Origin of the sequence: Aliiroseovarius sp. Z3, from assembly GCF_029105185.1 — a bacterium.
In the GTDB taxonomy this organism is placed as follows: Bacteria; Pseudomonadota; Alphaproteobacteria; order Rhodobacterales; family Rhodobacteraceae; genus Aliiroseovarius.
Map to the genome: position 1 here is coordinate 49,659 of NZ_JAFMZK010000002.1, position 26,156 is coordinate 75,814.

Below are 26,156 nucleotides of genomic sequence, written 5' to 3' on the forward strand. Positions count from 1 at the left end.
TTTGAATGACAGCGCGCAGCCCCTCGTCCAAGTTCGCCGCAACTGACAGGAGACCGCCAGCATGACCAGCTATCCGACCCTACTCGCCCCCCTTGATCTGGGCTTCACGACCCTGAAGAACCGCGTGCTGATGGGATCCATGCACACTGGTCTTGAGGAACGCGGCGACTGGCCGCGCGTGGCCGAGTTCTATGCCGAACGCGCCCGTGGTGGCGCGGCGTTGATCGTGACCGGCGGCATGGCTCCGAACCCCGAAGGCGGTGTGTATCCCGGTGCGGCGGGTCTTTATACCGATGAAGATATCGCCAATCACCGTGTCGTTACCGACCGCGTTCATGCCGAAGGTGGCAAGATCGCAATGCAGATCTTGCACGCCGGGCGCTATGCCTATGGGCCGGACTGCGTGTCGGCCAGCCCGATCAAGTCGCCCATTTCGCCTTTCCCGCCGAAAGAGCTGGACGAAGACGGCATTCAGAAACAGATCGGTGATTTTGCGACAGCCGCCGCCCGCGCAAAAGAAGCAGGCTATGACGGTGTCGAGGTGATGGGATCCGAGGGTTACTTTCTGAACCAATTCCTTGTCGCTCATACGAACAAGCGCGAGGATCGCTGGGGTGGGACATATGAAAACCGGATGCGCTTGCCAATCGAGGTGGTGAAAGCCGTGCGCGCCGCCGTGGGGCCGGACTTCATCATCATCTATCGCCTGTCAATGATCGACCTCGTGCCCAATGGTTCAAGTTTCGACGAGGTTGTCCTGCTGGCAAAAGAGATTGAGAAAGCGGGCGCAACCATCATCAACACTGGTATCGGCTGGCACGAGGCACGCATCCCAACCATCGCGACCTCTGTCCCCCGTGCCGCGTTCACGTGGGTGACGAAAAAACTGATGGGGCAGGTGTCGCTGCCGATCATTACGTCAAACCGGATCAACCACCCGGATGTGGCCGAGGAGGTGTTGGCCGGCGGCGCAGCCGACATGGTGTCGATGGCGCGACCGTTCCTCGCCGATCCCGATTTCGTGGCCAAGGCCGCCGATGGGCGCGCGGACGACATCGCCCCCTGCATTGCCTGCAATCAGGCCTGTCTGGACCATACGTTCAGCGGCAAGATTTCGACCTGTCTTGTGAACCCGCGTGCCTGTTACGAGACCGAGCTGCGTTATGATAGGACGGACGCGCCAAAATCGATTGCCATCGTTGGCGCTGGACCTGCGGGACTGTCGACGGCGCTGGTCGCGGACGAGCGCGGCCATAAGGTGACGCTGTTCGACCGCGCCGACCAAGTGGGTGGTCAGCTGAACATGGCGAAGAAGATTCCCGGCAAAGAAGAATTCATCGGGCTGGTGGACTGGTACGAACGGCAGGTTGCGGCATCTGGCATCGACTTGCACCTCGGGAAAGAGGTGACAGCGGACGATCTGGATGGTTTTGACGAGGTGATCATTGCCACTGGCGTTGTGCCCCGCGATCCGGGGATTGACGGGCAGGCGGGTGGCAACGTGCTGTCCTATATCGACGTGCTTCGTCACGAAGTGCCCGTGGGCGACCGTGTGGCCATCATCGGGGCGGGTGGTATCGGCTTCGATGTGGCCGAGTACCTGACGCAAGCGGGCGATAGCCCGACCGAGAATCTGGATGAGTGGCTGGCTGAATGGGGCGTGACGGATCCCGCTGACGCGCGCGGCGGATTGGCGCCAGACGGTCCGAAACCAGAAGCGCCTGCCCGCCACGTGACCTTGATGCAGCGCAAGGCCAAGGCGTTGGGCAAAGGGCTGGGCAAGACGACCGGCTGGATTCACCGTGCGACCCTGAAAATGAAAGGGGTCGAGATGGTCGGCGGCGTAAACTACGAGCGCATTTCTGAGGAAGGCCTGATGGTTTCAACGGGCGAGGCGCGGGAAAATCCGCGTCTGGTCGAGGTCGACAACATTATCCTGTGTGCAGGCCAGATCAGCGAGCGAAGCCTCGCAGATGCGCTTGAAGCGCGCGGCAAGTCTGTGCATGTGATTGGCGGCGCGGATGTTGCGGCAGAGCTTGACGCCAAACGGGCAATCGACCAAGGATCGCGCTTGGCGGCCTCACTCTGATCTGATCCAGTGATCCCGGGGCAATCGCCTCGGAGGTCTCATGGTTTTCTTCGCTGTCTTTGTCGGCCTCGTACCCAGCTTCCTTCTTGTGGGGCTGGGTGGGCTTCTGCGCCAGCGGCTGTCCGAGAATGCGTGGCAGGGTTTGGATCGCCTGAACTTCGAGATTCTGTTTCCCGCCCTTCTGTTCGTTGCGGCCGCAAGTCGCCCCATTGATCCTGAAAAGCTGTTCGTGATGGCGCCCATTGTCTGGGCCATCCTATCCGTAGGGTTGGTGCTGGGCTGGGTTGTGCGCCGTGCCGGGCCCGACCGGTTTCTGGACTTCGCGGGTGCTTGGCAGGTGTGCTGGCGCTTCAACACGGCGCTTGGGCTGGTCGCAGTTGGGCTGCTGACCCATGGCGGGGTCGGAGAAATGGCTGTGGCGGTTGGTATGGGCGTTCCGGTCGCCAATCTTTTTGCAGTTTCAGCGCTGTCGCGTGGCGGGGCGCTGGGCTTTTGGACAACAGTGACCAAGGTTGCCCTGAACCCATTTCTGCTGGCCAGCCTTGGCGGTGTCATATTCGGCCTGATGAGCTGGCACTTGCCTGCGCCAATCATGATGCCGGTCGAGATGCTGGCAAGGGCAGCCATCCCGATCGCGCTGCTTTCGATTGGTGCGACCATGAACTGGGGCGCATTGGCGCGGTTGGACCGTTTCAGCGGGGCGATCTGTGCCATCAAGCTGGGCGCGCTGCCGTTGTTTGCGATGATCGTTGCGATGTTGCTTAAACCCGATCCAGCCATCGGATCGGTGTTGGTGGTCTTTGCTGCCCTGCCCACCGCTTCGGCGGCGCATGTGCTGGCATCGGCTTTCGGAGCGAACCGAAATCTGGTTGCAACTTTGATTGCCCAGACAACTTTATTGTCCGCGATAACCCTGCCGATTTGGATCAGCATCGTAGAGCTAGTCTTTTCAACACGATAGCCGGTAGTGACCGTTTCCAGGGCTATAACGATCCCTGCAATTACCCCCGTATTGTCGGTTGTTCTTCACAGTCTTGCCCCAATTGGTCCGGATAAACGGAGCACTGGGGTGAACTTGTGGAAAGAGTGAAATGGATCGACTGACCGAAATGGAAGCCTTCGCCACCGTTGTGGACCAAGGTGGTTTCACGGATGCTGCTAAGAAGATGGGGATCTCGAAATCTGCGGTGTCCAAACATGTGTCCAGCCTTGAGGCCCGACTTGGTGCCCGGCTTCTGAACCGGACGACACGGCGTGTTAGCCCGACCGAGATCGGTCTTGCTTACTATGACCGCGCGCGCCGCGTCCTGAACGATGCAGGCGAAGCTGACGCATTGGTCACGTCGATGCAATCCGCACCTTCTGGCATTCTGCGAATTTCGGTTGCCACTGATTTTGGCGTCAATCACCTTAGCCCTGTTCTGGGCGAGTTTCTGCATGATTTCCCCGACGTGCACGTGAATATGGATCTGGCCAACCGCTACGTTGAACTGATTTCCGAAGGGTTCGATATGGCCATCCGCGTGGGCGAGCTTGAAGACAGTTCGCTGCGTGCCCGAAAGATTTCCACAACAACCCGCCGGATGGTTGGAAGCCCAGAATATTTCGAGCAATATGGGCGCCCCACCCGCATTGACGACCTGAACGAACACAAACTTCTGCATTACTCGAACCAAAGCTCGGGCAATGTCTGGAAGGTTCCGGCCCCGTCGGGCGAGGTGCGGCAGGTTCGATCAGCTGGCTGGCTGAGTGTGAATGACGGCCAATCGCTTCTGAATGCGGCCATTTCCGGCCTTGGCATCGCCTACTTGCCCAGCTTCCTTTATGCTGACGCGCTAGAGCAAGGTCTGGTCATTGATGCGATCCCCGATCTGCCGCAAGATGTGCAAGGCATTTATGCGGTTTACCCTCCGGGTCGGTTCACCCAACCCAAAGTGCGCGCCTTCATAGATTTTCTGGTGCATGCCTTTGCTGACAAGGGGCCAGACAACTGGTGATCTGATCAGCGCCTAGTTGGTGTTGATCAATACCGCTTCAACCCTGCGATTGGTCTCGCGCCCCTGTGGCGTCAGGTTCGGGGCAAGCGGCATCAGATAACCGACGCCTTCCGCAGATAGTTGTGACGGGCTGACCTCATAAAGTCGGATCAGACTGTTCATCACTGCGGTGGCCCGTTTTCGGGACAGGGCGACATTGCCTGCAAGGCTGCCTTCTGCATCCGTATGGCCCACCAAAGTGATCTTCCGGTCGGGATTCTTGTTCAGATAAGTCGCAAGTTCGTTCAGAACAGGCACGTCGTCATCGGTCAGTTCGGACGATCCCGTCGCAAAGCTCAGCCCGTCAAGGACGATACGCCCGTTGTTTTCCAACTGTGCGCCAACCGGTCCTGACGCTGATGCGAACGCTGGTGTGCGGGCTGTGGCTGCCGATGCAGTGACCTTGGCCGGGGCGCTGCCTTCCGGGCTGACCTGCAGCGTTTCGATGAATGCGGCTTCTTTCGAACGACTGACCAGAACGCTGGTCAGTTGATCGCTATTCCGCGCGCTCAGGTAATGATAATCGCCAAGGTCTACGAACATATCCGGCGCTTTGAAATGTCCGATGCCAAAGCGGAAGTCATAACCACCGCATGAGACGGACTGACATTGAAACACAATGTCGAACCCATCCTGAACCAACTGATCCCGCAAACCGTTCAGGATCTGAAAGCTGGTCTGACTGGTGCCATCCACTTTCCATGCCTGCCGGACGATATGACCTTCGGCGACGATGGATGGAACGGCTTCACCATCATAGCGCGCTGTCGCCAAAGATGCGCGACCGGCATCGTCCCGCTCTTCTGCGCGCAGTTTTGCCCCTGCGGGCAGGTCAAAGGCGCGGACGGGGTGCGCCAGGCTGGTCGCAAACACCAGCAAGGCGACCAGCCACAGGTGTCGTGACGGACCGATCATCGGTTTTGGGCGTGATATTCGTTGTTTGGCTGCATACCAACAGCCGAGGCCATGCGGTTGGACATCGAGAAAAACCCGACTGTGGCTGCGATATCCCAGATGTCCCGATCCGAAAACCCGGCTTGCCGCAACGTTTCGCGGTCTGCTTCGGAGGTCTCGGACGAGGTCTTGGTGACTTTCTCTGCAAATTCCAGCATTGCGTGTTGGCGTTCATCCAGGTCAGCCATCCGCCAGTTCATGACCATCGATTCACCCAGCTGTGGGTTGCCAGACAAGGCGCGCACCGCGGCACCATGGGCGACCTGGCAATACCAGCAGCGATTGATCGAGCTGACGACAACGGCGATCATCTCACGCTCCAGCTTCGACAGGCCACTGTCGCCCAGCATCAGCTCATTATACATCGCGGAAAACGCGCGCAGCTTTTCCATGTCGAATGCATAGGCTTTCAGCACGTTCGGCACGAGGCCAAGTTTCTCGTCACAGATGTCAAAATATTTCTGAATGTCGTCGGGCAGCGGATCGACCATCGGCAGGTCAAGCGCGGTCACGCCATTGTTTTTGTCCGGCATGATGGGTCCCCTTATTGCGGTTTGGTGCGGTAATGGTAATGCCCGACCAGGTGCATCCCGATATTGGCATAAAGGGGATTGGCTGCGTGGTTTCCCTGGGTCACGATCAGAGCAATATACTTGGCCTTCTGCGCCTTGGCCCAGATTGCCGCCTGTTTGAGCAGGTTCGCACCTGTGCCCATCCGGCGCATTTCCTTGTCCACATGTAACGCGTGGACCATCGCAATCTCGTTGTGCAGACCGACAAAACCGACACCTGCCGGCGCATCATCCGTGCGCGCCAGCAGGCCCGTTTTCGGACAGTTCGCGCGCTCCATCACGGCTCGTCGCGCCGCGCCAATGCCGCCCGCTTCCCACAGCTCGTGCATGATCGACAGCGTCGGCCATATGGAAAACGCCGAAACCGGCGGTGGTGCGTCCTTGGTCAGTTCCTCGACTTCAATCGCCCAGAAATTGACGGGGTCGACGATCTGATAGCCATGCTTTTCCAGCATATCGTCCAGGTGTTCGTCCCCATGACGGATCTGGAACAGCGGGTCCATCCCGAGATCACGCATCGCCTTTTCCGCGACCGGCAGGTCGGCTTCGGTGGTCGGCCAGTTTTCGGTTGCCGCCGAAACACGTTTTCCACCACCGGCACCATCGCGGATGACCCAGGCACCAATGCGCTCTGTCTTGGCCGGGGGCCAGGTTACTTCGCAGGCCTCAATGACCTGATCGACACTTGGAAGGTGATGTTTCATGCGTCCTCCGAAAACAACTGGGACAAGGATTTGGCGGCCGCATCAAGCCGGGCGGCATCGGTGCCCCGGATCACGATGTTCGCGCCGAAAATGCCGTTTTGAATGAATGGGTATGACCCGAAACTCAGGTCCGTGTTCTCGTTTGCCAATTGCCCCAGCGGACCGGCGATGTCACCTTCCCCGCGATTGATCCTGATCGAGCGGGAAAGCAGGGGTGCGCCACCGGTCAGGCGGGGCAGGACGCTGTCAACCATGGCTTTGAAGACGGATGGAACACCCGCCATCACATGCACATTCTCCAGCGTGAAACCGGGTGCGACCGAGATTGGGTTGTCAATCAACGTCGCGCGGTCCGGAATGCGTGCCATTCGTTGGCGCGATGCGTTGAACTCATGCCCTTGCCGTGCATAGTGGGCGGCCAGAAGGGCATACGCATCGTCGCGGATGTCGATGTGATCATCGAAAGCGCGCGCGATGCAATCGGCTGTGATGTCGTCATGGGTGGGGCCGATGCCGCCCGAAGTGAACACATGGTCAAAGCTGTCGGAAAGGGTTTTCACCGCCGCTTCGATCGCGGCGGCATCGTCGGATACAACGCGCACTTCTTTCAGATCAATGCCATGCTCGGTCAGTTTGCCCGCCAGGTGATGCATGTTCGCATCCCTTGTCCGGCCTGACAAAATCTCGTCACCAATGACCAACATGGCAGCGGTTGGGTTTGGCATAGCTTGCTCCTATCCTACTTCCGGTATAGGCCCGCTCTATGCAATTTCCCAGCCCTCTTGTGCCTGCCAGACTTATTCGACGCTACAAACGGTTTTTGGCCGATTGCCTGTTGGAGGACGGTCGCGAAGTTGTGGCCCATTGTGCCAACCCCGGCTCGATGATGGGTCTGGCCGAACCGGGCACAAAGATCTGGCTGGAGCCGAATGACGACCCCAAGAAGAAGTTAAAGTTTGGCTGGCGGTTGGTGGATCACGAGAACGGGCATTTGACGGGGGTCGATACCTCGGTGCCGAACCGGGCCTTGCGCGCGGCGCTTCAGGCCCAGTCCGTGCCGGGGCTGCCCCATTATCACGCCGTCCGTTCCGAGGTGAAATATGGCGAAAACAGCCGTATTGATTTCCTGCTGGAAGGTGACGGGCTGACCTATGTCGAGGTGAAATCCGTGACCCTGAGCCGTCAACCCGGTCTGGCCGAGTTTCCTGACAGTGTGACGGCGCGCGGCACCAAGCATTTGGGCGAACTTGTACAAATGGTTGCACAAGGTCATCGCGCGGTGATGATATACTTGGTGCAACGCACCGATTGCGATCGGTTCGATCTGGCGCGGGACATCGATCCGGCCTATGGCGCGGCATTCGATGCAGCCCGCGCGGCGGGGGTAGAGGCCATCGTGCTTGGCACTCGCATCAGCCCCGAGGGCATCGAAATTGCAGGCCCTCTGGAGTCTTTGGCCTGAACACCCTATTTAGAGGCGAAGCAAGAGGATAAATCCATGGACGACACCATGCGCGTGACCAAAGAGGGCATCCGCCTTTACGACACTTCCGATTTCGCCGGGATGCAAGCGGCAGGCCGTTTGGCGGCCGATATTCTGGACCGGATTGCGCCGATGGTGAAGCCGGGCGTGACGACGGCAGAACTTGACGCCGCGATCGAGGCGATGATCGACGAAGCTGGCGCCGTATCGGCCACGATCGGATACAAGGGTTATCGGCATGCGTCCTGCATATCGTTGAACCACGTGGTGTGTCACGGCATCCCCGGATCGAAAACCCCCAAGGGCAAGAACGAGAAATCGGCGCGCAAACATGATGAACTGATCGACGGTGACATTCTGAATGTTGATGTGACGGTGATCGTGGACGGCTGGTACGGCGACACGAGTCGCATGTACAAAGCTGGCACGATCAAGCCCTTTGCCGACCGCTTGATCCAGGTGACTCACGATGCGCTGATGAAAGGGATCGAGGCCGTGCGCCCCGGAAACACCTTCGGCGATATTGGCCACGCCATTCAAACCTATGTGGAAAGTCAGCGCATGTCGGTTGTCCGCGATTTTTGCGGTCATGGCCTTGGCCAGGTGTTTCACGCCCCGCCCAACGTGCTGCATTATGGCCGCCCCGGCACCGGCCCGGTGCTGGAAGAAGGTATGTTCTTCACCATCGAACCGATGGTCAATCTGGGTCGCCCCGAGACAAAGATCCTTGCCGATGACTGGACGGCAATCACCCGCGACAAGTCGCTGTCGGCGCAGTTCGAACACTCGGTCGGGGTGACGGCAGACGGGTGCGATATCTTCACCCTGTCGCCCGCGGGCAAGTTTCACCCGACCTGGGGCTGACCCGCCGAGAAGATGCAGATCGTGATGGTCGTCGCGCCGTAACGGCGGGCGTCCAGCTGCGTCACACCGTCGGGCAGGGTCAGGGCGGTGTCGTCCTCCCACACGATCAGCGCGTCGTCAGCCACCCAGCCGCCTTTGATGGCTGCGGCCAACGCCTTTTCCCCCAAACCCTTGCCATAGGGCGGGTCGAGGAAGATCAGGTCATGTGGCTGGCCGTCGCCCAAACGTGTAGCGTCGCGCTTGATGATGGTGGTTTCGCCAGTGCAGCGGCATTTGGCGATGTTTTCGCGGATCAGGGCCTGTGCTTTGCGACCATCGTCGATAAATGTCACATGCGCCGCCCCACGCGACAGGGCCTCAAGCCCCAAGGCGCCGGTGCCTGCAAACAGGTCGAGCACCCGCGCACCGGTAACGGGATCGCCGAACCGACCTCCGGTCAGCATCGAAAACAGGCTTTCGCGCACGCGGTCGGTGGTGGGGCGCAGATGTGCACCGGCATCCCCTTTGCCGACATTGGCCAAAGCTAACCCACGAAACCGACCTGCGATAATCCTCATTTCAAGAGCGGTTTCAGGTCCGCCGATGGGTCTGAAATGACCGTCTTGTCAGCGGATTTTCCCGCTTCGATCAGCCGCTTGCCGATCATATAGGCGCGGGGGTCGTTCATCGCGTCCACCGCCAGCAGGGTATCGCCCTGATAATACCAGAAGCTCATGCTGCCGTCATGTTCGCCCGGTCGCGCCACGACGTTGTCATACCCGGCGTTCAGGCCCGCGATTTGCAGTTTTACGTCATATTGATCTGACCAGAACCACGGTTTGGCGATATAATCGACATTTTCGCCCATCATGTTGCGGGCGACGATCTCGGCCTGATCAATGGCGTTTGGCACGCTTTCCAGCCGGATCCGGGTGCCGCGATAGGGGAAAGACGCACAATCGCCCGCCGCCCAGATCGCCGAGTCCGATGTGCGCCCATGGGCATCGGTCTTGATACCGTTCTCGATCTCAAGCCCGGCGGCTTCAGCCAGCCCGGTGTCCGGGGCGATCCCGACACCGATAACCGCAAAGTCCACGTCAAGCGTGCTGCCATCCGACAGGACGGCCCCGGTCACGCGGCCCTCACCTGTCAGACGGTCCAACCCGACCCCTTCACGAATATCAACGCCGTGGGCGTGATGCAGTGCACGAAAGTAATCCGAAGTCTCGGGGGCGGCGACCCGTTGCAGGATACGGTCGGCCATTTCAACCAAGGTGACGTTCAGCCCCTTCTTGGCCGCAACAGCGGCGGCCTCTAACCCGATATAGCCGCCACCGATGATCAAGACACGGCGGTCTTTTTCAATTTCGGTGGCCATCTGGTCGACATCTTCAAGTGTGCGTACCACATGCACGCCCTCAAGCGTTCCGCCTATTGCGGCTGGCAAGCGTCGCGGCACCGACCCGGTGGTCAGGGCGAGCTGGTCATAAGATATGCGTTCGTCACCGATCACCACCTCACGCGCGCTGGCATCAATTGCGTCCACATGCGTGTTCAGCCGCAGGGTGATGTTATTATCCGAATAGAAGCTTTCCGGGCGCAGATACAGGCGTTCCAACTCCATCTCGCCCAACAGATACGCCTTAGACAGAGGTGGGCGTTGATAGGGCGGTGCCGGTTCGGCCCCGATCAATGTGATGTCGCCGTCAAATCCAGAGTTTCGCAGCTTCGCAACCAATGACGCACCGGCTTGTCCGGCACCGATGACAACAATGTGAGACATACGGGGTTTCCATTCTTGCTGACCTGACGCGGTTTGCAGACTATGACTAGAGGAACCAGAAACACAATCAGGGATGTTGAAAAATGACTCTTTCAGTAGGTGACAAACTGCCAGATGCAACCTTACTGCGGATGGGCGCGGACGGACCGGAATCGGTTGAACTTTCGTCACTGACGAAGGGGAAGAAGGCTGTGATCTTTGCGTTGCCGGGTGCCTATACCGGCACTTGTACCACAGCGCACGTGCCCAGCTTCATGCGGACCAAGCCAGAGTTCGATAAAAAGGGTGTCGATTCTGTTGTTTGCATTTCCGTCAACGACCCGTTTGTCATGGACGCTTGGGGCGAAAGCACAGGTGCAGCTGCGGCGGGCATCACCATGCTGGGCGATGCCGAAGGCACATTCACAAGGGCCGTCGGGATGAGCTTTGACGCCCCACCCGCGGGGCTGATCAACCGTTCGCGCCGCTATGCGCTTTATGCCGAAGACGGTGTGGTCAAAGTGCTGAACGCCGAAGAAAACCCCGGCGTTTGTGAAACATCGGGCGGTGAGGCGCTGCTGGCGGACATGTCAGGCTAATCACGCTCGCGCATATTCGTTTTTCGAAAGGGGCCGTATGAGGTGAGGATATCAATGTCCCCCTCAACGGCCTCTTTCTCGGCCGTCACGAATTGTTCGACGGCGTCGCGAAATCCGGGTTCGGCGATCCAATGCAACGAATGGGTTGCCACGGGCAGATAGCCACGCGCCAGCTTGTGTTCGCCTTGCGCCCCGGCTTCAACCCGGCGCATGCGGTGCGAAATTGCAAAGTCGATGGCCTGATAATAGCAAAGCTCGAAATGAAGACAGGGGTGGTGTTCCAACGCCCCCCAATAGCGTCCGAATAGCGTGTCGCGCCCGATCATGTTCAACGCCCCGGCAACAGGGTGCTGATTGTCCATGGCCAAGACCAACAGAACGTCATCGCGCATCGTTTGATGTAACTCGTCAAAGAAGGCGCGTGTCAGATAGGGGCGGCCCCATTTGCGTGCGCCCGTATCCTGATAAAATTGCCAGAACGTGTCCCAGTGATGTGTTTCGATCGCGTCTCCGGTCAGCGCGACGATCTTTCCGCCAAAACCCTGCGCCTGCCGTCGTTCTTTCCGGATTTGTTTGCGCTTGCGCGAGCTCAGGCTTTCCAGAAACGCATCGAAGGTCTGATAGTCGTCGTTTTCCCAATGAAACTGTTGCCCGATCCGGTGCAGAAGGCCCATTTGCTCGCCCACCCGGGCCTCTTCGCTTGTGCAGAAAGTGACATGTGCCGAACTCAGACCGTTATTTGCGGCAATTTGTACAAGCCCTTGCACCAATCCGGCCTGACCAACGGTTTCGTATCCGGGGCGTGTCAGGAAACGGCGGCCCGTGACGGGTGTAAATGGAACAGCGACCTGTAGCTTCGGATAGTATCGCCCGCCCGCGCGCTCATAGGCATCCGCCCAGCTGTAGTCGAATACATATTCGCCCTGACTGTGGGTTTTCGCATAGACCGGCGCCACGGCGATGACCTGCCCATCAGCATGAACGCTAAGGTAATGTGGCTGCCAGCCGGTTCCCTCGCCGACACTGCCAGAAACCTCAAGCGCGGTCAGAAAACGATGGGTGGTGAATGGGTCGATGGCGCGTCCACCATCCGCCGTTTCAGGGCAAGCGCAGGCGTCCCAGTCGCTCGCCGCAATACTGGAAAGATGCTGATGGGTGCGGATTTCGATCTGAGTATCTGTCACCGTGACATTGGGCCCAACCCGACCAATGCGGTCAAGCCGCATAGCCTTCAAACGTGATGTTGTCGGCAATCTTGCGCGCTTCGATCTCGTCCGCTTTCGATTTCACGGTCCAGCACAGAACGGGCACGTTCCTTGCCTTGAGTTTCGCAACCGCCGGGCTTCGAAGATCATGGATGTCATGGCTGATGAAACTTGCGTTCACGCGGTCAAAATCAGGGATGTCGCGAAGGTAACGGCGCGTGGCAGCGGGAAGAAGCGGATTGTCCTTTTCAAGGAATGCTTCGGTGGTCAGGCCAAGGGTGCGGTCGGAAACAAGCGTGCCAAGCGTTGCGACCGAATGCGGATTGAACGACATGATAGCCACGTCGCCCTGGTAGCCCGACAGGGCTTTGGCCACCGCCTTTTCAAGCGGCCCGGTGCGTGGCCCCATCGCGCCATCCTGATCCTTCATCTCGACCAGCAATGGCACACGGCCCGACACGATCTGAAGCACCTCTTCAAAGGTTGGAATGCCTTCGTCACCATGCGCCAACGCAATCCCGCCCAGTTCGACCGACGTGCGTTGCTGGATTGGCCCTTTCTGATCGGTCAAACGTCGCAAGTCATAGTCGTGAAACACCATCGCCTGCGCATCTTTCGACAGCTGCAGATCAACTTCGATGCCATAACCTGCCTCCATGGCGGCATAAATGGCGGCGCGCGAGTTTTCAGGGCGACCCGCCGTCAGGTCGTGCAGCGCACGGTGGGCAATCGGGCGGGTCAGAAAACTTTCCGGCAAAGGAATCGGGGACCGTGTCATTTGATCTGGAATATGCCTTCGATTTCAACCGCAACGCCAAAAGGCAGGCTGGCTGCCGAGACGGCAGAACGCGCGTGCCGTCCGGCCTCTCCCAATGCTTCGACCATAAAATCCGACGCCCCGTTGATCACCTTCGGCTGATCGCCAAAAGCGTCGGTCGAGTTGACGAAGCCCACCAATTTGACCACCCGTTGAAGACGGTCCAGATCACCGTCACAGGCTGCTTTAACCTGCGCCAACAAAGCGATAGCGCAGCTGCGCGCTGCCAAGGCACCTTCTTCGGCGGTCATGGTCTGCCCCAGCTTGCCCGTCAAAAACGCGCCATCTTTCATCGAGATCTGACCAGAGACATGTACCAGATCGCCAATTCTGACATAGGGTACATAGTTTGCAGCCGGCGCCGGTGCGTCGGGCAGTGTGACACCCAATTCTGCAAGTCGGGTTTCAAATTTGCTCATTTTGCGTCCTTCTTGATTGGTCCTACGCATTGCGCGGGGCGGGTGCGGGGACGCTAGCTTGCCATCTGGTTGCTGAAAAGGGTGAAAGCGATCATAAGCTCGGGCCGATCGCTTTGAGCGCGTCATTTTTCCCGCAGGGCGGTGCGGAAGAATTCCGCAAAAGGCTGCAACAGATAGGATATCGGGCTGCGATCTGCCGTCTGGATGAATGCGGTGACCGGCATCCCCGGAAGCAGAACGATATCGTCCGGCAAGCGGGCGCGTTGCGTGCGATTCATGCCCATCTCGACCGCGTAAAAGCGTTGCCCGGTTTGTTCATCTGTCACGGCATCCGCTGATATATTGTCGATCCGCGCGATCACATCCGGGTCATTCTTGCGGGCAAGGGCAGGGAAGGCCAACGTGACCTTTTGGCCGATAAACAACTGGTCAACATCCTGCGGGCTAATCCGCGCCTCGACACGCAGTGCGTCGTCTTGGGGGATGATTGTCAGAATGGGTTGGCCGGGCTGGACCACGGATCGCGGTGTGTGGATCATCATCTGATGAACCAAACCGGAAACGGGTGCACGAAGGATCAGTTGCTCAAGCTCGAAGTCAATGGCGCGAAGGTTCTCGGTCAACTCGGTTGCTGTTGGCTGAACATCCCGCAGTTCCGCGATGACCTGTTCGCGGTTCTCAGCAGCGATCGACAGTTTTTGCAGATGAGTTTCAGTCAGTCGAACATCCGCCTCGGCTTTAGCGGCCGAGATTTCGGCCAAACGGCCCGCAAGCACAGCCTCTTCACGTTCAAGGGCGGCGACCCGCGGATATTGCGCCAAACCTTGCGTCAGCAATTCGCGTTGCCTTTGCAAATCATCCCGCAGCAGCACGATCTGACGGGTCAAAGCCGCTGCCTGCGCATCCAGCCCGCTTCTTTGCTGGCTAATCTGCAAAGCGCGCTGATCCAACTGGGCCGACCGTGATTGAACCAGCTCTCGGCGCGATAGAAAATAGCGTGTTTGCCCTTCTATGACCTCAGCAAGATCCGGGCGATCTTGTATCAACAGATGGAGCTTGGCCGGAAAGATAAGGTTTGCCGCACTGTCCCGTTCCGCTTCCAAACGTGCAATCCGGGCCAGAATCTCGGCCAGCTGACCCTCCAGCACCATGCGCCGTGATCTGAGGCGCGTATCATCAAGGTTCAGAAGATCATCGCCTTCGTTTACCCGCGCGCCGTTGTTCACCTTGATCGATTTTACCACGCCGCCGTCCGGGTGGCGGACGATATGGTGTGCGCCATCCGGACGGATGATGCCATCGGCCACCACAGCCCCGGCAATTCGTGCTTTGACAGACCATGTGCCAAATCCGACGAGTAGAACGGTCAGTGCCAGGAAGCCGAACAGCGTAATACCGCGGGAAGACAGGTCAGGATTGGCCATCGCCACCTCGCTCGACGCTGTGCAGTGGGTGTGGTTGATGCGCGCTTCGAACGGTCTTGCGAAGGATGTCTTCGCGCGGTCCAATGTCGGTGATGTGGCCACGATCCAGAACCATCAACTGGTCGCAATGCTGAATGACCGATGGTCGGTGCGCCATGATCACGACCGCGCCGCCGCGCGCTTTTACCCCTTGTATGGCCGCACTCAGCGCGACCGAGCCATCATGGTCCAGATTGGAGTTCGGTTCGTCCAGCACCACCAATGGCGGTGCACCAAACAGCGCGCGTGCCAGGCAGATGCGCTGCATTTGGCCGCCGGACATTGGGCCGCCGCCCGGCGCGACAACTGTGTCATAGCCGTCTGGCAGAGACAGGATCACCTCATGCGCACCGGCAGCTAAGGCCGCATTCACGATATCTGTATCATCAGCATCGGTTTGAAATCCCGCGATGTTTTCGGCGATCGTGCCATCAAACAGCGCCACACGTTGTGGCAGATAGCCAATATGCCTGCCAAGAACCTCTGGCATGTAATGGTGGAGCGCCGCGCCGCCCAGCCTCACCACTCCAGCTGTCGGGGGCAGCGCACCTGTCATAACCTGAGCGAGTGTGGATTTTCCGGCACCTGACGGACCAATCACCCCCAGCGCGGTGCCTGGCGACAGGGCAAAGGATATGTTCTGCAAGACCGCGAAGCTCTGGCCGGTGGGTATTACGGTAACGTTGCTGACTGTCACATCGGCTTCGGGGGTGGGTAATGTTGTTCTTTTGACCTCGGGCGGAGCCTCGGACAGGCGTTGAGACAGAGAATGCCATGCTGCCTTTGCCTGTTGGACGGTAGGCCAATGGCTAACAACAATGTCGACTGGTCCAAGCGCACGGGACAGCAGGATGGAACCGGCAATCATGGCCCCCGGCGACATTGCACCCTGCAATGCCAGGTAAGCCCCCAGACCCAGCATTGCCGACTGAAGGAACTGTCGAAATGTCTTGCTCGTCACGGCAAACAGGCTTTGCCGGTCCGACATCCACAACCCAGTGCTCAACGCGGTGTTACGAAGCTGCTTCCATTGTTGCGTTGTCGTTTCTGCCAGGCCGAGCGCCTGAACCAACTGTCTTTCGGTCTGCAAGCGCCCTGCGACCTTGTCGGTGTGTGTGATCTGCGCCCTTAACGTCGCCATCGGGCCACGGGTGAGCCACTGGGCAAGTAACGCCACCGTCACCAAGGCAGCGCCGCCCGTCACCGCCAATATCCCCAACCATGGATGAAAAACCGTGATTGCGAGCAGAAAAACCGGCGTCCAGGGAAGGTCAAAAACGGCGGTCACAACCGGGCTGGAAAACAGTCGTCGTATGGCGTCAACATCGCGCACGGCACTTGCGGTGGTTGGGCGGTTCCGATGTATCTGATCCATGTTCAGATCCAGCAGAAAAACATGCTCATCCAAATCGGTCTGAAACCGGGCACCGACGCGGGCCAGCAACCGCCCGCGCGCATAATCGAGGCTACCCATCATAAGAAACAGGAACGCCATCAGCAGCGACAGCGTGACGAGAGTTGCCTCTGACCCGCTGGTCAGGACGCGATCATAGATCTGCAACATGTAGATCGGCGCGGTCAGCATCAGAAGATTCACAAAAAAGGAAAAGATCGCAGCACTGATCAGTGTCCCCCGCATTCTGCCGCAAATTTTGCGCAGTTCCTCATGGCCGTAAGAGTGTTCATGGTGCCTCATAACAATCGGACCTGAAAATGGCCGCCTGATGCGGCGCGCAGGCAGGGCGCGCTGGTGTTGGCGGGATTCGGCTTGTAAACTGTCGCCAAATAGACACATAAAAAGCTGCAAATCCCTTAACGGCTTTGCAATGAAACGCTTCGCACTATGTGTGACGCCAACACTTCAGATTGCTGCCAAAATAAAGATATCACTGTGACCAAACCCATTTCGAAGACCTTACCGGCGATGGCTGGCCTGCTGCTTCTGGCGCTTGGGGCGTGTGCGAAGGCACCAGTCCCGTCGGGTTATGATGACCCACATGAGGTTCAGAACCGTCGCACCCATGGGGCCAACATCAAGCTGGATCAGGTGTTCGTATCGCCAGCCTCGACCGCCTATGGCGAGGTTCTGCCGCGCGGTGTACGTGACACGATTGCGCTGTTTTCAGACAATGCCGGTCTGCCGGGCGTCGTGGTCAACAACATCCTGCAAGGCAATGTCGAGGACGCGGTTCACAATACCGTTCGGTTCCTGTTCAACTCGACCTTCGGGCTTCTGGGTATGGTAGATGTTGCAACCGACATCGGTCTGGAAGAACGGGACAGTGATTTCGGCGAAACACTTCACGTCTGGGGCGCACCGGAAGGCGATTATGTCGTGCTGCCGTTCTTCGGACCGTCAACCGAGCGTGACGGATTCGGCATCCTTGTCGATTTCGTTTTGAACCCATTGAGCTTGGCTTTGCCGACCGAAGTAAAACACCTTCCCAAAGCCACATGGGTTCTGTCAAAATTCGGTGATCGCTACACGTTCGGAGATACGATTGAAGAGTTCTATAATAGTGAAGAGGGATATGAGCTGATGCGGCTCTATTATCTCGATTCGCGCCGATACGAGCTTGGGATCGAGGTCGAGGACGATGAACTTGAGGATATTTATGATGCGTATGATGGGTAACGAAACCTCACTGACACGCCGCGCCGTTCTGGGCGGACTGGCCGGCTTGGGCGTCCTGGCGCTGCTGCCGGGTCGAGCCATGGCTGCAATCAGCGCCGCGAAGGCGGAAAGCCTGATTGGCCAGGTTGTCAGCGACATCAACGGAATCATCAATTCCGGGGCGTCTGAATCGACGATGATCAAGCGGTTTGAACGTGTCTTCACGAAATACGCTGCGGTGGACTACATCGCTCAGAGTGCTCTTGGTGTGGACGGTCGATCCGCCAGCGCATCGCAGAAACGCGAGTTTTCGAAAGCCTTTCAGGGGTATATCGCCCAGCGATACGGAAGCCGTTTCCGCGAGTTTCAGGGCGGTCGCATTGATGTTGTCGGCACATCCGAGAGCAAGAATGTCTATGAAGTGCTGACGCAGACAACGTTGAAAGGAAAGTCACCTTTTGACGTCATTTTCATCGTTGCGAAACGCGATGGCAAGTTCATTGACATGGTTGTTGAAGGCATCTCCATCGTTAAATCTGAACGCAAGGAAATCGGCGCAATGCTGGATCGCCGCGGCGGTGATCTGAACAAGCTGATTGCGGACCTGAAGGCAGGCTGATCCGGCCGCCTAACCGTTCCGAATAGAAACGCCTTCGCATCGTCGCGAAGGCGTTTTTCGTTGCTGGCGCCCTTCGCCCGGCGGGTTGAAAAAGATTGCAATCGCAAGTATCTCGGGAAAGTCGCGTGAAGGGAGACATGCAATGACCGGTGCAAACTGGCCCAAAGGAACGCAGAACGAGAGCTTTGGCTTCCTGTCGCAGGTGTTGGCACGTCGCGTGGATGAAGCCATGAAAAAGCAACTGGCTGATCGAAACCTGGACTTCCGGTTCTTCATGACCCTGATGCAGCTGCTTGCCGAGGACGGTCAAAGCCAGCGTGAACTGGGGTCCAGGCTGTCTTTGCGGGAATATCAGGTGAGCCGAAATCTGGACGCTATGGCTGCAGATGGACTGATCGAACGGCAGACCGACCCGTCCAGCCGACGCACGACGCTGGTGTTTCTGACGGCGAAAGGTCGCGAACTGGCTCAAACGCTGCCGCCGTTGATCCACCAGTTGAATGATGGCTTTCTTAGTGCTTTGTCGCAGGATGAGCGGGTCGTGCTGATCGATATGCTGCAACGGATACTGTCCGTGACGGACCAAGCCTGAAGGTTCCGCCAAGACCTTAGTTCTTGCCGAAAATGGACCGAAGCACACCAATCAACGCATCTTCGACCGCTTGGCCGACATTTTGCCCGCCTTGTGGCCGATTCCCCTGACCCTGAATGACGCGGCCATCTGACGTAATGACCTGCCCATTGAACTGCGGGGCGCTGCCCGGTCGGATCATCGGAAGTGGTGTGGGAACAAGCTCTGACTGGATGCGCACCATGGCTTCGCGCCACATCTCGGCGGGAAGGCCGCCACCGGTGACACCCTTCAGGGGTGTGTTGTCGTCATAGCCCATCCAGACACCCATCACATATTCAGCGGTGAACCCGATGAACCACGCATCGCGCGCCGAGTTTGTGGTGCCGGTCTTGCCTGCGATTTCAAGCCCATCAATTTTGGCACGACTGCCGGTGCCCGCTTCGATGACGCGGCTCATCATATAGACAAGCTGTTGGGCCGCTTGCTGTGAGATCACGCGCTCGCCGATTCCACCCGTTTGCGTCATCAGGGGATCGCTTTCACCAACAAGGCTCAGTTCTGTCAAACCATAGGGGATCACCGCCGACCCGCCGTTCAGGATGCCGGCAAAGGCCCCGGTGGTTTCCAGCAACGTGCTTTCCGACGCGCCCAATGCCAATGCAGGGCCCGCCGCAAGATCGCTTTCAATGCCGAACATGGAAGCAACGCTGCGCACCGCCTCAAGCCCCACATCTTCGGCGACTTTCACCGCCGGGATGTTCAGCGATCGGGCCAGAGCCTCGGTCAGGCTGACGGTGCCGTAATGTTTGCGGGTATAGTTCTTCGGGCACCACTCGCCCGAGCCTGCGATGTTCACGCAATAGGGTTCATCGACGATGAAGTCGTCCCAGCGATAGCCCATATCCAGCGCGGCGGCATAGACAAAGGGTTTGAAGGCGGATCCGGTTTGCCGTTTCGCCTGCGTGGCCCGGTTGAACGCACCCGTTACCTTGGTTTCGCGCCCGCCAACCATGCCACGCACCGCACCGTCCGAGCTCATGACCACAATTGCGGCTTCGGCTTTGGACCCGTCTGAGACCTTGGTGGCGAAGATTTCTGCCATGGCCTCTTCTGCGGCGGTCTGAATGCGTGGGTCCAGCGTGGTTTTGATGATCACGTCTTCGGTCGTCTTACGCGTCAGGAAGGCGGGCAGGTCGCCCATGATCCAGTCGGCAAAGTATCCACCCGCCTGGGCCTTGGCGGCGTTGGACAATGTCGCGGGATTAGATTGGTATTTTGCTGTTTCTGCGTCGCTCAGATAGCCCTGCTCGTTCATCAGGCGCAGCACTGTTGCCGCTCGATCTTGTGATCGTTCCAGGTTGGCGGTGGGGGCATAGACCGACGGTTTCGGCAACATGCCAGCCAGCATCGCTGCCTGAGCGGGGTTCAGATCCGATGCCGGGATCGCAAAGTATCGCTGCGCAGCAGCATCAAATCCGTGTGAACCGGCGCCAAGATAGGCACGGTTCAGATAGATGGTCAGAATTTCATCTTTCGAGAACTTGGTCTCAAGCGCCAGGGCATAGACCGCTTCCTTGATTTTCCGGCGCAGCGAGCCTTGGCGGCAATCTGCCTCGTAAGCGGCTTCGTTCTTCCACTGATCCGGATCGAACGGAACGCCCAAACACAGCAGTTTCGCCACCTGTTGGGTCAGGGTCGACCCGCCGTGACCGGACAAGGGACCACGCCCTTCGCTCAGGTTGATACGGATGGCGCTGGCGATGCCGCGCGGGCTCAGGCCCAAGTGGCCGTAAAAGCGTTTGTCTTCACTGGCAACCACCGCATCGCGAAGATAGGGGCTGACGGTTTCGGTGGTGATGGTGCGACCACGTTGATCGCCGCGCCACGCGTAGACGGCGCTGTAACGGTCCAGAATTGTGACCGATCCCTTTGCCCGACCATCCAAAAGGGCATTCAGATCCGGGATGGTCGAAGCGAAGTAAAACACCGCAGCCGCAACAATCAGCGTGACAACTGCCGCGCTTTTCCAAGTCAGCCGCCAGATAAGCCGAACAACCCAACCGATCAGGAACATAGGCCAGCCAAGAATGCCCTTGGGCCGGTTGGTTCGCGCAGTGCGTTTGGTCGCGGGTTTGCGGGATTTGCGCCGCGCCGGCTTCTTGGCCGCGGGCTTTGTTTTCGAATACCGCTTGTCTGCCACCAGTTTGGGGCGCTTTGGTCCGGTTGGGCTCATGATACTGGTTCCGCGTCTGCTCGGTCGATCCAACTTAACGAATCGTTTTCCTAGAGTGTAGCCGGTTCCTCCGGCGCCTGCGACTTTTCGCAATGTCCAAAATTTAGGCACATCATTGTGCAAGTGCAGCAATTTTTGCGCAACCGCTGTTTTGAAGGTCGGCGGAGCTCTGCCACACCTGTCCTTCCGGTGCTGTTCCTTCTTTGAATTGAGTCGAGCGGATTTGCACCACGCAAGGTTCCGCAGCGATTAAGAAAGGACAAGATCGTGAAACTGATCATAGCAGCGATCAAGCCGTTCAAGCTCGAAGAGGTCCGCGAGGCGCTGACCTCGGTGGGGGTGACCGGCATGATGGTTTCCGAAATCAAGGGCTTCGGCGCGCAGTCAGGCCATACCGAGATTTACCGTGGCGCGGAATACGCCGTGAACTTCCTGCCGAAAGTAAAAATCGAAGTCGTTGTCGCAGATGATCTGGCGGCAGATGTCGTCGAGACCATCGCGAAGGCTGCGCATACCGGGAAAATCGGGGACGGCAAGATCTTCACCCTCGACGTGTCGGACGCCATGCGCGTGCGCACCGGCGAAACCGGCGCAGACGCCGTATAAGCGTGAAAGGACAGATGATGACACGCAAACTGTTGATTTCGACGGCCCTGTTGGCCGCATTGCCGGGGCTGGCCCTGGCGCAAGAAGCAACCGGCGAAGCTGCGCCGCACACGGGCTTTATTCTGACCTCGGTTCTGTTCCTTGTGGGTGGCTTCCTGGTGTTCTGGATGGCCGCAGGCTTTGCCATGCTGGAAGCTGGTCTTGTACGTTCCAAGAACGTGACCATGCAGCTGACCAAGAACATCGCGCTGTTTTCCATCGCCGCGATCATGTACTGGTTGGCAGGCTACGGGATAATGTATCCCAGCGACTGGCTGATCGAAGGTTGGCTGGGTCCGTTCTTCGCCGTGACCTCGCTTGATCCGGTTGGCGTTGCTGCTGATGCCGTAGACGTCGGCTATGCCTCGGGCGCATCGGACTTTTTCTTCCAGCTGATGTTCTGTGCCACCACCGCCTCGATCGTATCGGGTACGCTGGCTGAACGTATCAAACTGTGGCCCTTCCTGGCCTTCGTTGTTGTCCTGACCGGCTTCATTTATCCCATTGAGGCAAGCTGGCAGTGGGGCGGCGGCTGGTTGTCGGAAGCTGGCTTCTCGGACTTTGCGGGTTCGACGCTGGTGCACGCTGCGGGTGGCTTCGCTGCCCTGGCGGGTGCTCTGATCCTGGGACCGCGTATCGGCAAGTATAAAGACGGCCGCACCGTTCCCATGCCGGGTTCGAACCTGCCGCTGGCGACGCTGGGTACGTTCATCCTGTGGCTGGGTTGGTTCGGCTTCAATGGCGGATCGCAGCTGGCTATGGGCACCATCTCGGACGTTTCGGACGTGGCACGTATCTTCGCCAACACCAACATGGCTGCTGCTGCAGGTGCCGTTGTTGCGATGATCATGACGCAGCTGATGTTCAAAAAGGTCGACCTGACGATGACCCTGAACGGCGCACTGGCTGGTCTGGTCTCGATCACTGCTGAACCGCTGGCACCCTCGCTGTTCCAATCGCTGATCATCGGCGGCATCGGTGGCGCAATCGTGGTCTTCGTGGTTCCGCTGCTGGACAAGCTGAAGATCGACGACGTGGTTGGTGCCATCCCGGTTCACTTGGTTGCAGGCTTCTGGGGGACGTTCATCGTCGCATGGACCAACACTGACGCCAGCTTTGGCACCCAGATCATGGGCTTCCTGGCCATCGGCATCTTCGTCTTCGTGGTCAGCTTCATCGTCTTCTCGGTCATCAAGGCCACTATGGGCCTGCGGGTCGGCGAAGAGGAAGAAGTCAACGGCCTCGACATGGCTGAACTGGGGATGGAAGCCTATCCCGAATTCACCAACGGGTAAGAAAATAACCGCCGGGGGACAAACCCCCGGCACACGCTGGCCGCGCAAATGCCAAGGCCAACAGGGTGGAAAAGGGGGCTGGAAGGCTCCCTTTTTCTTTGCATTGGTGGCGGATGTTTGTCTGGGGGAGGACCTGTGATATCCTGAAACAAATGGAACAAGATCCAATTGAAGCTTATAGCAGCCCGTTCGATGAAACAGATGCCCGGATCTGTACAGTGCTTCGCGATGCAATTGACCGGTATCTGCCTGAAGCAGAAAGCAAAATTTGGCACGCCCATCCCGTATGGTTTCTAAACAGCAACCCAATTGTTGGCTATAGCAAGCTGAAGAATTGTGTGCGCTTGCTGTTCTGGAGCGGTCAGTCATTTGACACGGCTGGACTGCACCCGGAAGGCTCGTTCAAGGCTGCAGAAATGCGATACACGGCCCCAGATCAAATAGATGACGCATTGCTGGAAAATTGGCTGACCGAGTCGCGGGCGATCCAATGGGATTACAAAAACATCGTGAGGCGAAAGGGGCGGTTGGAGCGATTGGTCTAGCCGGGCCGATATGCGACGTCTGCCAAGGAGAGGTCCACAATGGACATCACCATTGAAACTACGATCAACGCTCCCATCGACGTAGTCTGGGTGGCCTGGACCACACCGGATGCGATTATGCAGTGGAACACCGCATCGGAGGATTGGCACACTACAACCTCCCGTGTCGACTTACGCGAGGGCGGAGAGTTTAGCAGCCGGATGGAAGCCAAAGATGGATCGATGGGTTTCGACTTCGCCGGCGTCTACACATGCGTCGAAAAACCGACATTGCTAGAGGCGGAATTTGGTGGGCGCAAACTGCGTGTAGAGTTTTCCCAGAATGGTCAGAACACCCATATACGCGAAACGTTCGAGGCTGAAGAGTCCAATTCTGTCGATATGCAGCGCGCCGGTTGGCAGGCGATTCTGGATAATTTTAAACGCTTCGTTGAAGCGTCTGAGCACTAGACGCCCCGGCGCTCAGGCCGGGGCCTTTTGAGGGCCTAAACCCCAACCTTCGCAATCGCTTTTGCCAAGATCGGCACGGTCTCTTCGTTCAGACCTGCGATGTTCATGCGCGAGTCTCCGACCATGTAGATGCCGTGATCCACGCGCAGGGCCTCGACCTGTTCGGGCGTGGCGCCGAGGCGCGAGAACATGCCGCGATGGTCGGCGATGAAGCCGAAGCGGTCCGAGCCCGTGCGGGCGCGTAGCTCTCCAGCCAGTTGTTCACGCAGGTTCAACATGCCTGACCGGACCTCTTCCAACTCGGCCATCCAGTCGGCCTTCAAGCCTTCATCCTCAAGGATCATGGTCACAAGACGCGCGCCGTGATCGGGCGGGAAGCTGAAGTTCTGGCGGTTCAGGTGGGTCAGGTTCTGCTGGGTGATGTCCGCCTGTTCGGCTGTTTCCGAGATACCCACCAGAAGGCCCGTGCGTTCGCGGTAGATGCCGAAGTTTTTCGAACAACTTGCGGCGATCAGCGCCTCGGGCACAGATTGCGCGATCAGGCGCACGCCCGCGGCGTCTTCTTCCAGACCGTCGCCAAAGCCCTGATAGGCGATGTCGATCAGTGGGGTCGCGCCTTTCTCAACGATCAGGGCGGCGACCTCTTTCCACTGCGGCAGGGTCAGGTTCGCGCCGGTCGGGTTGTGGCAGCAGCCGTGCAGCAGCACCGCGTCGCCCGCCTTGATGCCCTTCAGGTCTTCCATCATCCCGTCGAAATCGACCGCTCGGCTTTCGTTGTCGAAATAGCGGTACTCGGCCATGTTCATGCCAAAATGCTTGATGATCGACGGGTGGTTTGGCCACGTGGGTGCCGACAGCCAGATCGTCGCGTCGGGCGAGGCCATCTTGATCAGCTCGACCGCCTGGTGGATCGCGCCGGTGCCGCCGGGTTGGGCGGCCATGGCAAGCCGGTCCGTTGCAACGCTGTCGCCCAACACCAAACTGGACAGGGCGCGACCATAGGCCGGATCACCGGCCAGCCCCGTATAGGATTTCGTGCTTTCAAGATCCCACAAGACCTTTTCCGCCGCTTTCACAGCGCGCATGACTGGTGTGACGCCTTGCGCATTTTTGTAAACACCCACACCAAGGTCGATTTTACCTTCCCGCGGGTCTTCGCGGAATTGGCTCATCAATGCGATGATCTTGTCTTTGGGCTGAGGGTTCAAATTGTTGAACATCTTTTACTCTCCGGTTTCGACTTTCAGGTCGTTATACATGCCCCATTCGGCCCAGCTGCCGTCGTAAACGGCATGGCGGTCATGGCCCATTCGCTCCAGCGCCAGCGCAAGGATCGCAGCGGTTACCCCTGATCCACAGCTCAGGATTGCGGGCTTTTGCAAATCCACCCCCGATGTTTCAAAGATGCTGCGCATCTCATCCGGGGATTTCATGGTTCCGTCATCGTTCAGCAAGGTGCCGAACGGCACGTTCCTGGAGTTCGGGATATGGCCCGACCGCAGCCCTTCGCGCGGTTCTGGCGCGTCACCGCGGAACCGTTCGGCAGACCGGGCGTCGATGATCTGGTGATCGCCCAATTTCGACGCAGCGGCGACCTGCGTGACATCTTTCACCATATGCGCCTGCCGCGTAACGGTCATGTGGCGGTCACGGACGACCGGGGGCAGATCTTCGATCGGGTGTCCCTCGGCCTGCCATTTCGGGAAACCACCGTCCAAAACGGCAATATCTTTGTGTCCCATCAGCCGGAACATCCACCAGACGCGCGCCGCAGAGAACAGTCCCATCCCGTCATAAACGACAATCTGGTGGCCATCGCCAATGCCCATGGCGCGGACGCGGGACATGAATTTTTCAACGGGGGGCATCATGTGTGGCAGGTCGGACCGCAGGTCTGCGATTTCGTCGATGTCGAAGTAACGTGCGCCGGGGATGTGGGCCGCATCATATTCGGCCCGCGCGTCGCGGTTCATATCCGGCATATACCAGCTGGCGTCGATGACGCGCAGGTCCGGGTCTTTTAGATGCCTGGCAAGCCAGTCGGTTGAAACCAGCGTTTTCGGGTCGCTATGCGGCATGACTTTCCCTCCGGTCAGTTTGCCATAACTGCCTAGTGTGCAGGGCGTGGATACGCAAGACTGAGCGCGCAAACATGGTGGAAGCATATGAAAAAAGGGAAGGCCGAAGCCTTCCCTGTCACTCGTTATACAAAATGTCTTCTTGCCTTATCTCGCG

Annotated in this window: 27 protein-coding genes; 13 read left to right on the plus strand and 14 right to left on the minus strand. The window is 58.4% G+C overall.

The annotated features are described in order from the left end of the window. The first annotated feature begins 61 nt into the window (after positions 1-61). The 3 genes from J3R80_RS03195 (at position 62) to J3R80_RS03205 (ending at position 4,086) form a co-directional block, all read left to right on the plus strand. Positions 62-2,089 (plus strand): NADPH-dependent 2,4-dienoyl-CoA reductase, encoded by a 2,028-nt coding sequence (locus J3R80_RS03195; protein ID WP_275392315.1) that lies wholly within the window; start codon positions 62-64, stop codon positions 2,087-2,089. Between the two features lie 40 nt (positions 2,090-2,129). Continuing rightward, the gene (locus tag J3R80_RS03200) at positions 2,130-3,050 is read left to right on the plus strand and encodes an AEC family transporter (RefSeq protein ID WP_275392316.1); all 921 of its coding nucleotides are present in this window, start codon (positions 2,130-2,132) and stop codon (positions 3,048-3,050) included. 130 nt (positions 3,051-3,180) lie between these two features. Continuing rightward, a complete protein-coding gene (locus tag J3R80_RS03205; RefSeq protein WP_275392317.1) occupies positions 3,181-4,086 on the plus strand; it encodes a LysR family transcriptional regulator in 906 nt (301 codons plus the stop codon). A 12-nt stretch (positions 4,087-4,098) separates the two neighbouring features. Here the strand turns inward: J3R80_RS03205 and J3R80_RS03210 are convergent, their stop codons facing one another. Genes J3R80_RS03210 through J3R80_RS03225 form a run of 4 tightly spaced genes read right to left on the minus strand, consistent with a single transcriptional unit; the run spans position 4,099 to position 7,080 of the window. Further along, positions 4,099-5,040: an OmpA family protein gene (locus J3R80_RS03210; protein WP_275392318.1), complete on the minus strand. Its 942-nt coding sequence runs from the start codon at positions 5,038-5,040 to the stop codon at positions 4,099-4,101. After that, positions 5,037-5,612, minus strand: a complete 576-nt coding sequence (locus J3R80_RS03215) for a peroxidase-related enzyme (RefSeq protein ID WP_275392319.1) — start codon at positions 5,610-5,612, stop codon at positions 5,037-5,039. The genes J3R80_RS03210 and J3R80_RS03215 overlap by 4 nt, the downstream gene beginning before the upstream one ends. Before the next feature lie 11 nt (positions 5,613-5,623). Next, positions 5,624-6,355: a GNAT family N-acetyltransferase gene (locus tag J3R80_RS03220; protein ID WP_275392320.1), complete on the minus strand. Its 732-nt coding sequence runs from the start codon at positions 6,353-6,355 to the stop codon at positions 5,624-5,626. Further along, entirely contained in the window at positions 6,352-7,080 is a 729-nt protein-coding gene (locus J3R80_RS03225; RefSeq protein ID WP_275392321.1) for a molybdopterin-binding protein, read from the minus strand. The genes J3R80_RS03220 and J3R80_RS03225 overlap by 4 nt, the downstream gene beginning before the upstream one ends. Positions 7,081-7,118: 38 nt before the next feature. Between J3R80_RS03225 and sfsA the strand changes: the two genes are divergently transcribed. Then, positions 7,119-7,817 (plus strand): DNA/RNA nuclease SfsA, encoded by a 699-nt coding sequence (gene sfsA / locus J3R80_RS03230; protein WP_275392322.1) that lies wholly within the window; start codon positions 7,119-7,121, stop codon positions 7,815-7,817. A gap of 36 nt (positions 7,818-7,853) precedes the next feature. Then, positions 7,854-8,702 carry a type I methionyl aminopeptidase gene (gene map, locus J3R80_RS03235; protein WP_275392323.1) on the plus strand — a complete coding sequence of 283 codons (849 nt, stop codon included), beginning with the start codon at positions 7,854-7,856 and terminating at the stop codon, positions 8,700-8,702. On the opposite strand, the gene rsmD is transcribed toward map, so the two are convergent. Together rsmD and J3R80_RS03245 are read right to left on the minus strand one after the other, a co-directional pair. Continuing rightward, positions 8,684-9,259 (minus strand): 16S rRNA (guanine(966)-N(2))-methyltransferase RsmD, encoded by a 576-nt coding sequence (gene rsmD / locus J3R80_RS03240; protein WP_275392324.1) that lies wholly within the window; start codon positions 9,257-9,259, stop codon positions 8,684-8,686. The genes map and rsmD overlap by 19 nt on opposite strands. Continuing rightward, positions 9,256-10,464: an FAD-dependent oxidoreductase gene (locus tag J3R80_RS03245; protein ID WP_275392325.1), complete on the minus strand. Its 1,209-nt coding sequence runs from the start codon at positions 10,462-10,464 to the stop codon at positions 9,256-9,258. The genes rsmD and J3R80_RS03245 overlap by 4 nt, the downstream gene beginning before the upstream one ends. An 83-nt stretch (positions 10,465-10,547) precedes the next feature. Between J3R80_RS03245 and J3R80_RS03250 the strand changes: the two genes are divergently transcribed. Continuing rightward, positions 10,548-11,042, plus strand: a complete 495-nt coding sequence (locus J3R80_RS03250) for a peroxiredoxin (RefSeq protein ID WP_275392326.1) — start codon at positions 10,548-10,550, stop codon at positions 11,040-11,042. On the opposite strand, the gene J3R80_RS03255 is transcribed toward J3R80_RS03250, so the two are convergent. The 5 genes from J3R80_RS03255 to J3R80_RS03275 form a co-directional block, all read right to left on the minus strand. Then, positions 11,039-12,226, minus strand: a complete 1,188-nt coding sequence (locus J3R80_RS03255; protein ID WP_275392768.1) for a GNAT family N-acetyltransferase — start codon at positions 12,224-12,226, stop codon at positions 11,039-11,041. The genes J3R80_RS03250 and J3R80_RS03255 overlap by 4 nt on opposite strands. A gap of 31 nt (positions 12,227-12,257) precedes the next feature. Continuing rightward, positions 12,258-13,025 carry a glycerophosphodiester phosphodiesterase family protein gene (locus J3R80_RS03260; RefSeq protein ID WP_275392327.1) on the minus strand — a complete coding sequence of 256 codons (768 nt, stop codon included), beginning with the start codon at positions 13,023-13,025 and terminating at the stop codon, positions 12,258-12,260. Further along, positions 13,022-13,483 (minus strand): RidA family protein, encoded by a 462-nt coding sequence (locus tag J3R80_RS03265; protein WP_275392328.1) that lies wholly within the window; start codon positions 13,481-13,483, stop codon positions 13,022-13,024. Before J3R80_RS03265 ends, J3R80_RS03260 begins: the two co-directional genes overlap by 4 nt. A 122-nt stretch (positions 13,484-13,605) precedes the next feature. Beyond that, positions 13,606-14,907 carry an HlyD family type I secretion periplasmic adaptor subunit gene (locus J3R80_RS03270; RefSeq protein ID WP_275392329.1) on the minus strand — a complete coding sequence of 434 codons (1,302 nt, stop codon included), beginning with the start codon at positions 14,905-14,907 and terminating at the stop codon, positions 13,606-13,608. Further along, on the minus strand, positions 14,894-16,585 hold the full coding sequence (locus tag J3R80_RS03275) for a type I secretion system permease/ATPase (RefSeq protein WP_275392330.1): 1,692 nt from the start codon (positions 16,583-16,585) through the stop codon (positions 14,894-14,896). Before J3R80_RS03275 ends, J3R80_RS03270 begins: the two co-directional genes overlap by 14 nt. 252 nt (positions 16,586-16,837) lie before the next feature. Here J3R80_RS03275 and J3R80_RS03280 point away from each other — a divergent pair, with 252 nt between their 5' ends. From J3R80_RS03280 to J3R80_RS03290, 3 genes are all read left to right on the plus strand, one after another. Next, the gene (locus J3R80_RS03280) at positions 16,838-17,581 is read left to right on the plus strand and encodes a VacJ family lipoprotein (RefSeq protein ID WP_275392331.1); all 744 of its coding nucleotides are present in this window, start codon (positions 16,838-16,840) and stop codon (positions 17,579-17,581) included. Continuing rightward, positions 17,562-18,179 (plus strand): ABC transporter substrate-binding protein, encoded by a 618-nt coding sequence (locus J3R80_RS03285; protein WP_275392332.1) that lies wholly within the window; start codon positions 17,562-17,564, stop codon positions 18,177-18,179. Before J3R80_RS03280 ends, J3R80_RS03285 begins: the two co-directional genes overlap by 20 nt. A gap of 142 nt (positions 18,180-18,321) precedes the next feature. Then, positions 18,322-18,771 (plus strand): MarR family winged helix-turn-helix transcriptional regulator, encoded by a 450-nt coding sequence (locus J3R80_RS03290; RefSeq protein WP_275392333.1) that lies wholly within the window; start codon positions 18,322-18,324, stop codon positions 18,769-18,771. 16 nt (positions 18,772-18,787) lie between these two features. On the opposite strand, the gene J3R80_RS03295 is transcribed toward J3R80_RS03290, so the two are convergent. Further along, positions 18,788-20,986 (minus strand): transglycosylase domain-containing protein, encoded by a 2,199-nt coding sequence (locus J3R80_RS03295; RefSeq protein ID WP_275392334.1) that lies wholly within the window; start codon positions 20,984-20,986, stop codon positions 18,788-18,790. A gap of 267 nt (positions 20,987-21,253) precedes the next feature. Between J3R80_RS03295 and J3R80_RS03300 the strand changes: the two genes are divergently transcribed. The 4 genes from J3R80_RS03300 to J3R80_RS03315 all read left to right on the plus strand — a co-directional run bounded on the left by J3R80_RS03300 (position 21,254) and on the right by J3R80_RS03315 (position 23,921). After that, a complete protein-coding gene (locus tag J3R80_RS03300) occupies positions 21,254-21,592 on the plus strand; it encodes a P-II family nitrogen regulator (RefSeq protein WP_275392335.1) in 339 nt (112 codons plus the stop codon). A 14-nt stretch (positions 21,593-21,606) separates the two neighbouring features. Continuing rightward, positions 21,607-22,926: an ammonium transporter gene (gene amt, locus J3R80_RS03305; RefSeq protein ID WP_275392336.1), complete on the plus strand. Its 1,320-nt coding sequence runs from the start codon at positions 21,607-21,609 to the stop codon at positions 22,924-22,926. Positions 22,927-23,078: 152 nt separating this feature from the next. Continuing rightward, on the plus strand, positions 23,079-23,471 hold the full coding sequence (locus J3R80_RS03310; protein ID WP_275392337.1) for a DUF1801 domain-containing protein: 393 nt from the start codon (positions 23,079-23,081) through the stop codon (positions 23,469-23,471). Positions 23,472-23,510: 39 nt separating this feature from the next. Next, entirely contained in the window at positions 23,511-23,921 is a 411-nt protein-coding gene (locus J3R80_RS03315; protein WP_275392338.1) for an SRPBCC domain-containing protein, read from the plus strand. Between the two features lie 35 nt (positions 23,922-23,956). On the opposite strand, the gene J3R80_RS03320 is transcribed toward J3R80_RS03315, so the two are convergent. Together J3R80_RS03320 and sseA are read right to left on the minus strand one after the other, a co-directional pair. Continuing rightward, positions 23,957-25,141, minus strand: a complete 1,185-nt coding sequence (locus J3R80_RS03320) for an amino acid aminotransferase (RefSeq protein WP_275392339.1) — start codon at positions 25,139-25,141, stop codon at positions 23,957-23,959. Positions 25,142-25,144: 3 nt separating this feature from the next. Beyond that, positions 25,145-25,999, minus strand: coding sequence for a 3-mercaptopyruvate sulfurtransferase (gene sseA, locus J3R80_RS03325; RefSeq protein WP_275392340.1), 855 nt, complete (start codon positions 25,997-25,999; stop codon positions 25,145-25,147). Between the last annotated feature and the right edge of the window lie 157 nt (positions 26,000-26,156).